The organism is Mycobacterium persicum, assembly GCF_002086915.1.
Lineage (GTDB): Bacteria > Actinomycetota > Actinomycetes > Mycobacteriales > Mycobacteriaceae > Mycobacterium > Mycobacterium persicum.
In genome coordinates, this window is the sequence record NZ_MWQA01000001.1 from 4,776,672 (window position 1) to 4,790,436 (window position 13,765).

Consider the following 13,765-nt stretch of genomic DNA (forward strand, 5'->3'; position numbering starts at 1 on the left):
AACTCCGATTGATGTCAACCAAGGTTGGCTAAAACGGCAACTCGCGATGACAACATCGGCTACGGTACCCGAAGTTGTCCACGGGTGTTGACGTTCTGACGGTCAGGTGGGTGTGATGGAATTCTCGATGTTGGCGCCGGAGGTGAACTCTGCCCGGATTCTCTGTGGCCCCGCACCGGGGCCCCCTGCTGGCCGCGGCGACGGCGTGGGCGGCGCTGAGCGAGGATCTGGCCACTAGCGCAACCGCAGTGTCGTCGGTGATTTCGGCGGTAGCGGGGTCGGCGTGGCACCCTCGATCGACGGCATCATCGAGGGTCTGCAGACCGGGAACACCAACCTCACCAACGCCGTCACGAGCGCGACCTCGTCGGCTTACGCGACTCTGCTTCCGACCGCAGACACCTTGAGCGCCATCCTCATTTCTCTCCGTCCTATGACGTCAATCTCTTCCTCGACGGAATTGGGAAAGCGCTCCACGGCGACCCTGCGGGAATCATTAACGCGGTGGGCTATCCGATTGTCGCCGACACCGGACTGCTCACGTTCCTGAGCTTCTTCCACGCGTATGCCTATTACGGCGCGGCCAAATCGATAGCCGGCGATTTCGCGTCGCTCGTCTGAGCGTGCTCGCTAATCGCGGACACGCAACACCACTTTGCCTTTGGCAGTGCGATTTTCCAGCGACGCCACCGCGGCACCGGCCTGCTCCAGCGGGTAGACCTCCGGCTCGGGAGGAGGCAGTTCGCCAGAACTGAGCAGCCGTTCGAGTGCGGCCCACTGCTCGGACAGCGCGCCGGGATGCTTTCCGGCCCAGGCGCCCCAGCCGACACCGACCACGTCAATGTTGTTGAGCAGCAGCCGGTTTACCTTGACAGTCGGTATCTCACCACCGGTGAAGCCGATGACCAGCAGGCGACCCGCCGGGGCCAGCGAGCGTAGCGAATCGGTGAACCGGTCGCCGCCTACCGGGTCGACCACCACGTCCACGCCGCGACCGTCCGTCAGCGCCTTGACCGCGTCTTTGAACCCTTCGGCCAGCACCACGTCGGTGGCCCCGGCGGCCGTCGCGACCGCGGCTTTCTCCTCGGTGCTGACCACCGCGATGGTGCGCGACGCTCCGAGCACCGGTGCCAGCCGCAGCGCCGACGTGCCGATGCCGCCGGCCGCGCCGTGCACCAGTACCGTTTCGCCGCGCTGCAACCGGCCACGGACACTGAGGGCGAAGTACACCGTCAGGTCGTTGAACAACAAGCCGGCTCCCGCCTCGAAGCTCACGTTGTCGGGCAGCTTGAACACCCGGTCGGGGGCGAGCACCGCGACCTCGGCCATGCCGCCGGTGAGCATCGTCAGGCCGACGACCCGGTCGCCGGCCCGCACCTGGGCATCCTCGGGCGCGGTGCGCACCCCCCCGGCGATTTCGGCCCCGAGCACGAACGGCGGCTCGGGCCGGTACTGGTAGAGGCCGCGGGTGAGCAGCGCGTCGGGAAACGCCACGCCGGCGGCGTATACATCGACCACCACACCGTCGCCGGCGGGTTCGTCGACCTCGCCCACCTCGACCGAGTCCGGACCGTCTAGCCGAGTCACCCGTGCCGCGCGCATGCCACCTCCTTGGTGAAGCCCCGTCAGTCCCCGGCCCCAATCTAGAACCCGCCGGCTACCCGCACCACAGCGCGCCCCGTGAACGCGCCGGCCCGGACTTGGTCGACCACCTCGACGACATTCTTGACGTCGACCTCGGTGGTGATGTCGGCCAGATGGCGTGGCCGTAGCGAATCGCCAAGGCGTGCCCAAAGGTTGCGGCGCGGACCGATCGCCATCTGCACGGATTCCATTCCCAGCAGGGCGATGCCGCGCAGGATGAACGGCATCACGGTGGTATGCAGGGCTGGCCCGCCGGTGAGGCCGCTGGCCGCGACCGCCCCGCCGTAGTCGACTGCGCTCAACACGTCGGCCAGTGTCGCGCCGCCCACGCAGTCCACCGCGGCCGCCCAGCGCGCGGTGGCCAATGGCCGCGGTTTGGCGTCCGGGTCGGCGGGCAGCCGGCCGATAACCTCGCTGGCGCCAAGCATTTTCAGCAGTTCGGCGGCCTGGGGTTTGCCGGTCGAGGCCACCACTCGATAGCCTGCGGCGGCCAGCAGGTCGACGCTGACCGTCCCGACGCCACCGGAGGCGCCGGTGACAACGACGGACCCGGCGTCTGGAGCGATACCCCAATCGATCAGCGCCTGCACGCTCATCGCCGCGGTGAAGCCGGCGGTGCCGATCGCCGCGCCGTGTGCGGACTCAACGCACCCAGGGGTACCACCTGATCGGCTGGCAGCCGGGCATATTCGGCGTAGCCGCCATGGTGACCCGTCCCGATCTGATAGCCGTGGGCCAGCACCATGTCGCCGGCGGCGAACTCGGGCGACTGCGAGTCCACGACTTCGCCGGTCAGATCGATACCCGGTACGACGGGGTACTTGCGCACCACACCGCCGCCCGGCGTCAGCGCGAGCGCGTCTTTGAAGTTGACGCTGGAGTACAGCACCCGGATGGTCACTTCGCCGGGCGGCAGATCGGCCGTTGTCAGCGTCTCCACCGTCGTGCTGATCCGATCCTGGTCCTGGCGGGCCACCAGTGCTTGAAACGTGTCCATAACGTTCGACGCTAACCGCAGCGGCTGGATTGGTTTCCACCCGGTCGCTTTTCGGGTGACCGCGTCGCCGGCTCAGTCGTCGGGAATGCCCGTCGCGCACAGCTCGGGAACGGCGTGTTCGCGGTGCAGCATCGATTGTGCGCCGATCTTGAACCGCTCGAAGATATCGACGATCGTCTGCCCCTCCGGGGTATGGCCCCAGATGCTGATGCCCTGATGAGTGGTTGGCTCCCAGGTCGATTCGTCGACGACGATCGGATTCCAGCCCAGTTCCCACTCGAACCCCGACGGGGTTACCGCGTAGAACGACAACTCCTTGTCGTTGGTGTGCTGGCCAACCGAAAGGGCCATGTCGAACCCCAGCTGCTGCACCCGTTGATAGGCCAACGTCATGTCGTTGAGCTCAGCGACCTGCACGTTGCAATGCTGAATCCTGGTGCGAATCGGGTTGATCGGCAAGTGCTTCGTCGACGCGATCGCCACCGTGTGGTGGCGTTCGTTGACCCGCAGGAACCGGATCTTGAATTTCACGCCGCTGATCGTCTCGTCGATGTAGTCGCTGAGCCGCGCGTCGAACACCGTGTCGTAGTACCCGCGCATCTGCTGTGGCTTCTTGGTGGTGATGGCCACATGGCCCATGCCGTCCGCCCCGGTGACGAAACCGCCACCGGCCGCCAAGGTCAGCGGTTGGGAGCCGTTGCGGGCGTTGACGTACATCTCCTGGGTCAGGCGGTTGGGCCCGGGGAACCGGACGAAGCGCTCGACGCCGCGCTGCGCGGCGTCATCCGCGGAGCCGACCGTGACAGGAACGCCGTGACTCTTGATCCGGGCCTCGATGGTGTCGAACGTGGCGTGGTCGTCGAGCTGCCACCCCAGGGCGGTGGCATCCTCGGCGGGGCCCCGCTGCAACAGAAAGCGGCATTCGTTGTCGTCGAGCCGGAACCGCATGACACCGGGCACCGTCTCGTCGAGGTGCATGCCGATGGCATCGCGGCCGAAACGTCGCCAGTCGGCGAACTTCTCGGTCTCGATCACGATGTAGCCGAGGTGGACCCGGCCAAAGACCGAGGTGGAAGTGTCAGTCATGAGACTGCCAATTTCGAGTCGGAGGAAAGGAATTCGGTGACAAGCTGGTTGAACAGGTCCGCGCGCTCCCACTGCATCCAATGGCCGGTATGGGATGTCACGACCAGCTCGGCATTAGGCATGACGTTGACCAACAGCGGTCCGCCGGAGGGACGGTTGACCTTGTCGTCACGGCCCCACAGCACCAGGGTGGGGTTGGACAGCTGCTTGAGCCGTTTGTCCCGGATAAGATCCATACGCCACGCGGTGCGCAGCGCCGCCGGTGCCGAAGGCCGCTGCAGCGGCGGGTTGGCCACCACCTCGGGATCGACGGACGCTCGGTAGCGCGAGTCGATCAGATCGTCCGGCACCGCGGCGCCGTCGTAGACCAGATAGCTACGGATGAACGTGGCCAGCTTCTCGCGGCTGGGTCCGGTACCGCCGTAGTAGGAAAGCAGGTACTTCAAGCCTTCGGCAGGTAGCGCGCGGGTAGTCCCGATACCGCCCGGACCCATCAACACCAGCTTGCCGGCGCGATGTGGCGTGTCCAGCGCCAGCCGCAGAGCTGTGGCGCCGCCATAGGAGTTGCCGATCAGATGTGCGGCCTGGACGCCCAATTCGTCGAGTAGGCCGCGGATCATGTCGGCCAGATACCCGAACGGATCGTTGTGGTCGGCGCTCTTGGCCGAGCGGCCGTAGCCCGGCATATCGGGAACGATGACGCGATAGGACTGTGCCAGGGCGTCGATATTGCGCGAGTAGTTCGAGACTCCCGACGCTCCGGGTCCGCCGCCGTGCAACATGACCACCGGGAAGCCGCGACCCTTTTCCGCGAAGAAGATGGTCTTGCCAGCGACGACGGCAGTGTTTTCGGTCAGCTCCGCGACGGTCATGCTGCTGCTCCACTTCTGATCGGCTCGACCGGGGCGGGCGCGCTGCACTGCGTCAGTCCGGCCGGGGGTGGGGGTAGTGGCTTCCCGGATACGCTTGCGGCATAGACGAATCCGTCCGGGCGCATCACCACGGCGGCCGCTGCCTTGTCCTTCAGCCAGGCGAGCAGGTTGCCGCCGCTATCGCGGATCGCGTCCTTGTGGCTTGCCGAGTTCGGTCCGTCGATCCGGAAGGCCGGCAGCCCGAGTTCCGTCCAGGCGCCGGCGCCGGCGGGCAGGGTGTCGGTGTACAGGATCGCCCACTGGTTCCCCAGCGCGTCGTCAAGGCGGACCGTCGCACCCTTGGTGTCGATGACCCAGGGCTGGGGCAGCTGCCACCCGACGGCCGGTTGCCTGGCCGCCAGGAACCCGTCGGCGTACCGCGCGTCGGGTATCCAGAAGTACTTCTGCAGCACATCCACCGACCGGGGCAGCCCGCGGGTCAGCCTGCGAAGCAGATGATCGCGGACGAAGGTGACGGGCCGGTGCCGTTCGGTGATGAGCCGGCCCATCATGACCGCGCGCCGAGTCACCTCTTTGACGTGGGGCATCCGCTCGCTCTGGTAGGAGTCCAGCAGCGTGTCGGGGGCTTGTCCGCGCAGCACCGCGGCGATCTTCCAGCACAGATTGTTCACATCGCGAACGCCGGCCGACATACCTTGGCCCAGCCACGGCGGCATGGCGTGCGCGGCATCACCGGCCAAGAAGATTCGGCCCGCCCGCCACCGGTCGGCGAAGCGGACGTGGTGGCTGTACACCACGGCGCGCAGGATCTCGACATTATCCCGTGTGATGCCTTGAGCGCCAAGGACTTTCCAGATCTCCTCGTGACTGGACAGCTGCTTCTCGTCCTCGTCCGCGCGGATCGGGAACTCCCAGCGGTGATGCATCAGCGGGGTCGGGCAGTCGACGGTAGGACGCTTCGGCGTGCAGTGAAACCGCAAGCGGTCGTGGGCATCCCAGGTCTTGCCTACCTTGGTGTCGATGACGATCCAGCGCTCCCCGTAGGTGCGCCCCTGGTAGCCGATGCCCAGTTTCCGCCGGGTCGGCGACGAGCCGCCGTCGGCGGCGATCACGTAGGACGCTCGCAGCCGTTTGAAGGTGTCGCTGGCCAGGTCGGCCAGCATCAGCTCGACCTCGTCACCTCTGTTGAGGACGCGCAGGCATTCATGCTCGACGAGCACCTCGACGTTGGGAAAGCGGGCAACACCTTCGCGCAGCACCTGATCGACGGCGGGTTGATAGATGAACTGCTGCGGTGGATGCCCGGAGCCCTTCGAGCCGATGACCCACTCGATGAACGGCACACAGTTGGCGTCGACAAAGGCGATCGGCCGGCCGGGCAGCATGTCCTCCTGCAGCCGGTCGGCCAGCCCGATCGACTGCCACACCCGCATTACCTCTTCGTCGACAGAGATGGCGCGGGCACGCAGGTAGATATCCGGATCGCGTTCGATCACAACGACTTTGAGTCCAAGTCGACCCAGGATATTGGCCGCGGTCGCGCCGGTCGGCCCGTAGCCGACGATCGCGACGTCGTAACTCGAAGTGTCACTCACTGCCGTCTCACATTCTATTGCGGCCCCGGGGGCGGTCGGGGACTTGTTCTGTAGTGATCGCTACGGTAGTGTAATGATCACTACAGAGTCAATAGGCGGGAGTCCGATGACCAAGAATCCGAAAAGCGAACCCAAGCGCCGCCAGCGGCGCGCCGACGGCGAGATGTCACGAAACCGCATCCTGGACGCGGCCACCGAGATCGCCGCCGAACGTGGTTACGAAGGCACCAGCATCGGCGCGGTGAGCGCCAAGTGCGGGCTTCCGGCCAGCTCGATCTACTGGCATTTCAAGGACAAAGACGATCTGATCGCCGCCGTCATCGAACGCAGTTTCGGCAACTGGCTCAAGGTCTGGCAGTTGCCCGGGGATCTGGTTGCGCGCGACCGGCTGCTGGAGGTCGCGGCCGGAACCGCCAAGGCGGTGCTGAATTCACCGGACTTTCTGCGGCTGGGGTTGATGCTGGCGCTGGAGCGCCGCCCGATCGAACCGCGGGCGCGGGCGATGTTCATTCAGGTCAGGGACCAGGCCTTCGATGCCATGAGCCGCAGTCTTCGCGACCTGGCCCCGAGCTTGACCGACGAGCAGGTGCACCAGCTGGCGACGTATGGCATCGCCGGCGCCGACGGCCTGTTCATCGCCAAGGAAATCGGCGGCGACAGTGTCGATCTCACCGCGATGTTCGAGATCCACGGAAAGGCGCTCTATGACACCGCGCTGCGCATGATCGAGGAGAACGACGACCGATGACGCCGCTGCCCGGCATGATCGACGAAGCCGCCGCCCTGCTCGCCGCGGCGGACGCCGGCGTTGCGCCGATCGGCCCGTTGACATTGCGGTATCCCGGCATGGACGAACTGTTTCACCGCGGTCACGCACACACGCAACGACGTTGCCGCGCAGAGCCGGGCAAAACCAGCACTCGAACCCGCGGAGACTCCTGTGACCGGAGCGAAACTCACTCCGGCGCTCAACGGTAACGAGTCAAGCGGGTCTGCGCTTACTTCAGCTCGGCGGACGACAGGCCCAGCAGCCGACGGGCGACCACGAGTTGCTGGATCTGCTGGGTGCCTTCGAAAATATCCAGGATCTTGGAGTCGCGGGCCCACTTCTCCAGCAGCGTTTGTTCGGAATAGCCTGTGGTACCGGCTAATTCGACGCTCTTCAGGGTGACGTCGCTGGCCATCCGGCCGGCCTTGGCCTTGCTCATCGAGGCTTCCTTGGAGTTGGGAATGTTGTTGTCGGCCTGCCATGCCGCGCGCAGCGCCAGCAGGTAGCTGGCCTCCCATTCGGCCTCCATCCGCAGAAACTCGGCGGCGGCAGCGCTCTGCACATATGCGGGTTTGTCATAGTCGATCTCGACCCCGGCATTGGTGAGGATCTTGCGGATCTCCTCCAACGCCGCACGCCCGACCCCGATAGCCATGGCGGCAACAATCGGCCGGGTATTGTCGAAAGTCTCCATCACCCCGGAAAAGCCCTTGCCCTCTTGAATTTCCGGGTTTCCCAGCAGGTTGTCCTTGGGGATGCGCGCGTTATCGAAGCGAATCACCGCCGTGTCGGAAGCCTTGATACCGAGCTTGTGTTCGAGACGTTCGACCGTCACACCCGGGTGCTCACGCGGCACGATGAACGACTTGATCGCCGCACGGCCCTTCGACTTGTCGAGGGTGGCCCAGACCACGATGTGGGTGGCGCGCGATCCGGCGGTGACAAAGATCTTTTCGCCGTTGATTACATACTCGTCGCCGTCGAGGGTGGCGGTCGTCGACACGGCGGCCGAATCGGATCCGAATCCCGGTTCGGTGATGGCCATCGCCGCCCATACCTTGCCCAGCCGCTCGAGTTGCTCTTCGGTGGCGACCGCGGAGATGGCCGCGTTGCCCAGCCCCTGGTAGGGGACCGTCAACATCAGCGCGACGTCACCCCAGCAGGCCTCCAGCGTCTGCAGCAGTGCGGCCATGTTGGCGCCGTTGTGGTTGTCGGTGGTGGATTCGGTGTCGCCGAGCGCATCAGCTCCGGCGAAGGCGACCGATTTGGCGTCCGCGACACCCTCGAACAGGCTCATCATGGTGTCCAGTTCGACCGGGTATGCATGTTCTTTCAGATCGTATTTGCGCGATACCGGCCGCATGATTTCGGCGGCACCCTGATGGGTCATGGTCATCACGGCCTGCAGTTTGCGGGGTAATTCCAGATTGATTGGCATCGTTGGACTTTCAGCTCGGATCAGATAACGACTCAGATAACGACAACACCCTCGGCGACGCCGATGGCCCGCAGGTCGCGATACCAGCGTTCGACCGGGTGCTCCTTGGTGAAACCGTGACCGCCCAACAGCTGGACGCCGTCCAGGCCGATTTGCATCCCCTTGTCGGCGCCCAGCCGCTTGGCCAGCGCGGCCTCCCGGGCGAAGGGCAGTCCCTGCTCGGCGCGAGACGCCCCGCGCCAGGTGATCAGCCGCAGTCCGTCCAACTCGATGGCGATGTTGGCACACATGAACGCGACGGCCTGCCGGTGCGCGATCGGTTCGCCGAAGGCCTGGCGTTCTTTCACGTAGGGGACGACGTAGTCGAGAACCGCATGTGAGGTGCCGACCGCCAGCGCCGCCCAGCCGAGCCGGGCCAGCGCGATCGCTTCCGAGTAGTCGGCGTCGCTCGCCTGGTCCTCACCCAGGCGCGCGCTCAGCGGGACGGAAACCCCGGCGAGATCGACCTGGCCCAGGGCCGCGGCGCGGATGCCCATACTCGGGTCCGGCTTGACGGTCAGACCCTTGGCCGACGACTCGACAATGAACAACGCCGGTTTGCCGTCCAGCTGCGCGGCGACGATGAACAGCTCGGCGGCGGCAGCGGCCGGGACCAACGACTTGACGCCGTCCAGCCGGTAGCCGGACGGGGTGCGGATGGCGGTCGTTTTTAGCCGGGTGGGGTCGAACAGCGGTTGCGGTTCGGCGAGCGCCACACACGCCTGTGGAACGTTCTCACCGGCGAACTCGGCGAGGTAGGTGGACTGCTGATCGGCGCTGCCCCAATGGGTCAGCGCTGCGGCCACACCGCCGGGGGCCAGGATCGGCAACGCCAGCCCCATGTCGCCGTACGCCAATGCCTCGGCCACCAGCACGTTGGTCACGCTGGAGCGGTGCTCGGCGATGCCGTCGAAGTCCTCGGGAATGTTGATTGCGGTGATGCCGAGTTCGGCGGCTTTGGCGATCAGGTCGACCGGGTAGGTCGCGGCTTCGTCGGCGTCGTGTGCGGCGGGTCGCAGAATTTCTGCGGCGAACTCGTCCACGGTCTCGACGATCATCCTTTGGTCGTCGTCGGGCGTGAGGTCGAAATAGTCTTTGCCGCTGGCCTTGAGCCGGGTGGGGCCGCCGCGGAGGCCCTGCACCCGCCGGAACTGCCGGCTTGCGGCCCCGGAGGTGGAGAAGATCGTCTTGGCGCCGTAGCGCAAGGTCCGGTTCAGCGGATCGCGCAGGTGGTACTTGTCCAGGAATTCCTGACCGACGATGGGCGTCAGGAAGGCCAGGGCGACGTCGATGCCGCTCCGCTTGTGCGGCTGCAGTCCGATTGCGCTTTGGCGGCCGCGGCGCGGCAGGCGCGATCGGGAGCGCGGAGCCGGCGAGCCGGAAGCGGGTTCAGCAGCAGGAGCAGCAGGAATTGTGTTGGTCATGTCAGCTTGCCTCTGTCGTTGGGGCGATGCGATAACCCTATCTTACTCCCGAGTAAGATAAATGGGGCTGGTGTTAGTTAATTCACACCGTTGACAGGCTGGTGGGCAGCGGAAGCCGCCGCCGGCCCCAACCGCCCGCGGGGCCGTCGTACACACCGGCCAACTGACGGTCACACGATCGGCAGCATCCGTCATCGGTCAGCGCATAAACCCGCATCGCATACCAATCGCGAACCACCACCGCAGTCCCGCATCCCGGGCAGTGTGTGGTGCCGCCCTCGGTGTCGTGGACGTTTCCGGTGTAGACGAAGCGCAGGCCTTCGTCGATGCCGATCCGACGGGCCCGCGTCAGGGTGGCCGGCGGCGTCGGCGGCGTGTCGGTCATCTTGTAGTCCGGATGGAATGCGGTGAAATGCATCGGCACGTCGACGCCCAGGTTTTCGCGAACCCATGCGCATTCGGCGGCGAGCTCCGCATCGCTGTCGTTACGGCCCGGGATCAGCAGGGTGGTGATCTCGAGCCAGACGTTCGTCTCGTTGTGTAGGTAAACGAGGGTGTCGAGCACATCGCGCAGGTGGCCGACGCAGACCTTGCGGTAGAAGTCTTCGGTGAACGCCTTCAGGTCGACATTGGCGGCGTCGATATGCCGGTAGAACTCCGCGCGCGGGGCCGGACACATGTACCCGGCCGTCACCGCGATCGCTTTGATGCCCCGTTGATGGCAGGCGTCGGCGACATCGGCGGCGTATTCCCAGAAGATCGTCGGATCGTTGTAAGTGAATGCCACACTGCGACAACCTAATTCGTCGACAGCACCAGCGATGTCGTCGGGACCGGCGCGGCCGGCAAGGGTATCGGTCTCCCGCGACTTGGAGATGTCCCAGTTTTGGCAGAACTTGCATGCCAGGTTGCACCCCGCGGTGCCGAACGACAGCACGGCCGACCCGGGCAAGAAATGGTTGAGCGGCTTCTTCTCGACCGGATCGACTTAGAACCCGCTGGAGCGTCCATAGCTGGTCAGCACAATCCGGTCGGCACGGCGGCCGCGGACGAAGCAGAGCCCGCGCTGCCCCTCGTGCAGCTTGCAGGCGCGCGGGCATACGTCGCACTGGATCCGGCCGTCATCGAGGCGGTGCCAGTGTCTCGTCGGGATGGTGAACGGGTCGTCCGGCGAAGCAACGGCAGTCATGTCATTCTCGGACGCCAGGCTACGCCGCGTGGAGCCTGGCCAGAACCCCCTGGTGCAGTAGGCCGTTGGTCGCCACCGCGTTGCCGCCGTGCGGTCCGGGTGTGCCGTCCAAGCTGGTGAGTTGGCCTCCCGCCTCGCGTACCAGGATGTCCAGCGCAGCCAGATCCCACACCGACACCTCCGGTTCGGCGGCGATATCGACGGCGCCCTCGGCCACGAGGCAGTAAGACAGGAAGTCGCCGTAGCCGCGCACCCGCCACACCGCATCGGTCAGCTCGATGAAACGGTCTCGCAAGCCGAGCTGTGCCCAGCCCGAGAGGCTCGAGAACGACAAGCTCGCCGAATCCAGTTCCGGCACTGAGGAAACCGACAGCCGGCGCGGTTGCGTGCCGTCGACTGAGGCAAACGCACCCTGGCCGTGCGCGGCCCACCACCGTCGGTGCAGCGCGGGCGCGCTCACCACCCCGACGGACGGAACGCCGTCGTCGAGCAAGGCGATCAAACTGGCCCACACCGGCACCCCGCGCACGAAGTTCTTGGTGCCGTCGATCGGGTCGACAATCCATTGTCGTCCGCGGAAAGTGGCGGTTCCGCCGAACTCTTCGCCGAGGATGCTGTCACCCGGACGTTCCTGGGCGAGTGCGGCACGGATGTCGGCTTCAACCGCTCGGTCGGCGTCGGTCACCGGCGTCAGGTCGGGCTTGGTGTCGACGTGCAGGTCGAGCGCGCCGAACCGGGCGCGCGTCACCGCGTCCGCACGATCGGCGAGCGCCAACGCAAGGCGTAGATCCTGCTGACTCACGCCAGCAGTCCTACCATGGCGGCGTGGGATGGGAATTTGGCGTGCTGCTCATTTTGGTTGCGGTCCTGGTGGTGTTTCTTGCTCCGCGGTTCTTTCCGCCGGGTCCGCGCGGTGCGCTGGCGAGCGGCACGCTGCTGGTGACCGGCGTCAGTCCCCGGCCGGACGCGGCCGGTGAGCAGTTCGTCACCATCTCCGGCGTCATCAACGGCCCAACCGTCAACGAGCACAGTGTTTATCGGCGGATGGCGGTCGACGCCAGCCAGTGGCCGGCCATCGGTCAGGTGCTTCCGGTCGTGTATTCGCCGAAGAATCCTGACAATTGGAACTTCGCACCGGCCGAGCCGCCACCGGAGTCGCGGCCCGACTAATCGAGTCATCCGGCCGCCGGTGGATGTGCCATGACCGTGAGCCTCACCCCGTAACGGGGCAGCACGCCGGAGGCACGTGACGGCGCCGGCACCGCCATTCCCGGGACACCCGGCGTGCCTGCCCCGACCTCCTCGGTGCCCGGTATCGTCGTCAGGCCCGCGGGCGACAATGCCGCGACAGTCCGGGTTGCCGGGGCGGCCCAGCTCGCCGGCACGGATAGTTGCCCGATAGAACCGGCCCGGCCGGCACTCGCAAGCACCGCGTTGCCACCCAACCCCAGTGCGGCGCCGGTCGGCTGTTGCGCCGCGGCGAGCACCGAACCGGCCTCGGCCGGCAGGGTCTCGGTTGCGCTGGTCAACGCCGGAGCCAATGCGGCTTCATCGCCGATGATGCCGTCGGCGATCGACTCGACGCTGTCAATCGCGCTGAACGTCGCGTAGATGGCGAATATCCCGTCAAGGACGGCGTAGTCGGCAGGAAGGAAATTGGGTATTTGTAATCCGGACAACGCCCCCAGGGATTGGGACACCGCGGCAACCAGCTGCGAAATCGGGTCCGTGGCGGCCGCGCTGGCGTTGGCCTGGGCGACGGCGGCGCTTTGCGCGCCCAGCCCGGCCGGATCGGTGATCTGCGACGGTGAGGGGAACGGTGTCAGTTGCGCCGCCGCCGTTGAGCCGGTGGCGTAGCCGTACATCGCCGCCGCGTCCTGGGCCCACATCTCGGCGTACTGCGCCTCGGTGGCCGCGATCGCTGCCGTGTTCTGGCCGAAGAAGTTGGTGGCGATCAACGCCATCAGCTGGATGCGGTTGGCCGCGATCGCCGGCGGTGGCACGGTCATCGCAAACGCTTGGTCGAAGGCCGCCGCAGCGGCCCTGGCCTGCATGGCCGTCTGCTTTGTCTGGGTCGCGGTCGTGTAGAGCCAACTCACATAGGGGGCGACCCTTGCGGCCATCGACTCCGATGCCGGGCCGTACCAATCCAAAGTGGTGAGGCCCGACACCACCGATTCGTAGGTCTGGGCGGTGGTGTCCAGCTCGGTGGCCAGCGCGTCCCAGCTGCCCGCCGCCGCGAGCAGTGAGGTCGGGCCGGGACCGGTGTACATCCGGCCGGAGTTGACTTCCGGTGGCAATAAAGCGAAATCCATTGTGTCACAGCTCCTTAGGTAGTTCGTACGGTGGGACGTGCCCCGCGATCGGTTCGGTGCCGGCGTGATAGGTGCCGCGTTGGCGGTGTCGTGGACGACAGGTTGTTCCCGTCGGTCCGGAACCCGGGACTAACAGCGCGCCGGGTCAGTGAGATTGCGGCCCAGAACTTTTCGGGCTCTTTTCAGGTGGCGTCGTGGGAGGTGGGTCGCTGGTGGGCCATTCGCACAGGGCATGTTGGGTGACCTTCGATTCCGGAATGCCCTAAAACTGGCAAGCCACAGCCGACCGCGTACGCCGGTTGGAGTGAATATTAGGCGACGGCTACATGAATTCGCAGTGAATTTGCCAGACGAACCAGAGAGAAACGAAAGTTTGCCGGGGCTGCTCGGCGATCGC

12 protein-coding genes and 2 pseudogenes are annotated in these 13,765 nt (G+C 66.0%); 4 read left to right on the top strand and 10 right to left on the bottom strand.

Annotated features, from left to right (window positions below; translation table 11 throughout):
• Positions 1 to 164: 164 nt before the first annotated feature.
• Positions 165 to 407, top strand: a complete 243-nt coding sequence (locus B4U45_RS30530) for a PPE domain-containing protein (protein ID WP_158006378.1) — start codon at positions 165 to 167, stop codon at positions 405 to 407.
• A gap of 223 nt (positions 408 to 630) precedes the next feature.
• Here the strand turns inward: B4U45_RS30530 and B4U45_RS21770 are convergent, their stop codons facing one another.
• The 5 genes and pseudogenes from B4U45_RS21770 to B4U45_RS21790 form a co-directional block, all read right to left on the bottom strand.
• Complete coding sequence (locus B4U45_RS21770) at positions 631 to 1,602, bottom strand: NADPH:quinone oxidoreductase family protein (RefSeq protein WP_219859509.1); 972 nt, start codon at positions 1,600 to 1,602, stop codon at positions 631 to 633.
• Positions 1,603 to 1,643: 41 nt separating this feature from the next.
• A pseudogene (locus B4U45_RS21775) lies at positions 1,644 to 2,641 on the bottom strand (acrylyl-CoA reductase family protein).
• Positions 2,642 to 2,713: 72 nt separating this feature from the next.
• On the bottom strand, positions 2,714 to 3,727 hold the full coding sequence (locus B4U45_RS21780; protein ID WP_075548850.1) for a VOC family protein: 1,014 nt from the start codon (positions 3,725 to 3,727) through the stop codon (positions 2,714 to 2,716).
• Positions 3,724 to 4,599 (bottom strand): alpha/beta fold hydrolase, encoded by an 876-nt coding sequence (locus tag B4U45_RS21785; protein WP_075548849.1) that lies wholly within the window; start codon positions 4,597 to 4,599, stop codon positions 3,724 to 3,726. Before B4U45_RS21785 ends, B4U45_RS21780 begins: the two co-directional genes overlap by 4 nt.
• Positions 4,596 to 6,194, bottom strand: a complete 1,599-nt coding sequence (locus tag B4U45_RS21790) for a bifunctional 3-(3-hydroxy-phenyl)propionate/3-hydroxycinnamic acid hydroxylase (protein ID WP_122526386.1) — start codon at positions 6,192 to 6,194, stop codon at positions 4,596 to 4,598. Before B4U45_RS21790 ends, B4U45_RS21785 begins: the two co-directional genes overlap by 4 nt.
• A 106-nt stretch (positions 6,195 to 6,300) precedes the next feature.
• Here B4U45_RS21790 and B4U45_RS21795 point away from each other — a divergent pair, with 106 nt between their 5' ends.
• Both B4U45_RS21795 and B4U45_RS21800 read left to right on the top strand, forming a co-directional pair.
• Positions 6,301 to 6,942, top strand: a complete 642-nt coding sequence (locus B4U45_RS21795) for a TetR/AcrR family transcriptional regulator (protein WP_075548847.1) — start codon at positions 6,301 to 6,303, stop codon at positions 6,940 to 6,942.
• A complete protein-coding gene (locus B4U45_RS21800) occupies positions 6,939 to 7,172 on the top strand; it encodes a hypothetical protein (RefSeq protein ID WP_075548846.1) in 234 nt (77 codons plus the stop codon). The genes B4U45_RS21795 and B4U45_RS21800 overlap by 4 nt, the downstream gene beginning before the upstream one ends.
• 20 nt (positions 7,173 to 7,192) lie before the next feature.
• On the opposite strand, the gene B4U45_RS21805 is transcribed toward B4U45_RS21800, so the two are convergent.
• From B4U45_RS21805 to hisN, 4 genes and pseudogenes are all read right to left on the bottom strand, one after another.
• Positions 7,193 to 8,401, bottom strand: a complete 1,209-nt coding sequence (locus tag B4U45_RS21805; protein ID WP_075548845.1) for an acyl-CoA dehydrogenase family protein — start codon at positions 8,399 to 8,401, stop codon at positions 7,193 to 7,195.
• Positions 8,402 to 8,433: 32 nt separating this feature from the next.
• Positions 8,434 to 9,864 (bottom strand): acyl-CoA dehydrogenase family protein, encoded by a 1,431-nt coding sequence (locus tag B4U45_RS21810; RefSeq protein ID WP_075548844.1) that lies wholly within the window; start codon positions 9,862 to 9,864, stop codon positions 8,434 to 8,436.
• A gap of 82 nt (positions 9,865 to 9,946) precedes the next feature.
• Positions 9,947 to 11,053, bottom strand: a pseudogene (amrS, locus tag B4U45_RS21815) (AmmeMemoRadiSam system radical SAM enzyme).
• Between the two features lie 19 nt (positions 11,054 to 11,072).
• Positions 11,073 to 11,855, bottom strand: a complete 783-nt coding sequence (hisN, locus tag B4U45_RS21820) for a histidinol-phosphatase (protein WP_075548843.1) — start codon at positions 11,853 to 11,855, stop codon at positions 11,073 to 11,075.
• A gap of 23 nt (positions 11,856 to 11,878) precedes the next feature.
• On the opposite strand from hisN, the gene B4U45_RS21825 reads away from it, so the two are divergent.
• The gene (locus tag B4U45_RS21825; protein WP_075548842.1) at positions 11,879 to 12,223 is read left to right on the top strand and encodes a hypothetical protein; all 345 of its coding nucleotides are present in this window, start codon (positions 11,879 to 11,881) and stop codon (positions 12,221 to 12,223) included.
• A 5-nt stretch (positions 12,224 to 12,228) separates the two neighbouring features.
• Here the strand turns inward: B4U45_RS21825 and B4U45_RS21830 are convergent, their stop codons facing one another.
• Positions 12,229 to 13,368, bottom strand: a complete 1,140-nt coding sequence (locus B4U45_RS21830; protein WP_075548841.1) for a PPE family protein — start codon at positions 13,366 to 13,368, stop codon at positions 12,229 to 12,231.
• Positions 13,369 to 13,765 lie beyond the last annotated feature (397 nt).

What these genes read in the sequence shown, in the direction of transcription:
- B4U45_RS21795 (WP_075548847.1), top strand. Translation starts at nt 6,301, where the DNA reads ATGACCAAGAATCCGAAAAGCGAACCCAAGCGCCGCCAGCGGCGCGCC.
- B4U45_RS21800 (WP_075548846.1), top strand. Translation starts at nt 6,939, where the DNA reads ATGACGCCGCTGCCCGGCATGATCGACGAAGCCGCCGCCCTGCTCGCC.
- B4U45_RS21770 (WP_219859509.1), bottom strand. Translation starts at nt 1,602, where the DNA reads ATGCGCGCGGCACGGGTGACTCGGCTAGACGGTCCGGACTCGGTCGAG.
- B4U45_RS21805 (WP_075548845.1), bottom strand. Translation starts at nt 8,401, where the DNA reads ATGCCAATCAATCTGGAATTACCCCGCAAACTGCAGGCCGTGATGACC.
- B4U45_RS21780 (WP_075548850.1), bottom strand. Translation starts at nt 3,727, where the DNA reads ATGACTGACACTTCCACCTCGGTCTTTGGCCGGGTCCACCTCGGCTAC.
- B4U45_RS21810 (WP_075548844.1), bottom strand. Translation starts at nt 9,864, where the DNA reads ATGACCAACACAATTCCTGCTGCTCCTGCTGCTGAACCCGCTTCCGGC.
- B4U45_RS21830 (WP_075548841.1), bottom strand. Translation starts at nt 13,368, where the DNA reads ATGGATTTCGCTTTATTGCCACCGGAAGTCAACTCCGGCCGGATGTAC.
- B4U45_RS21785 (WP_075548849.1), bottom strand. Translation starts at nt 4,599, where the DNA reads ATGACCGTCGCGGAGCTGACCGAAAACACTGCCGTCGTCGCTGGCAAG.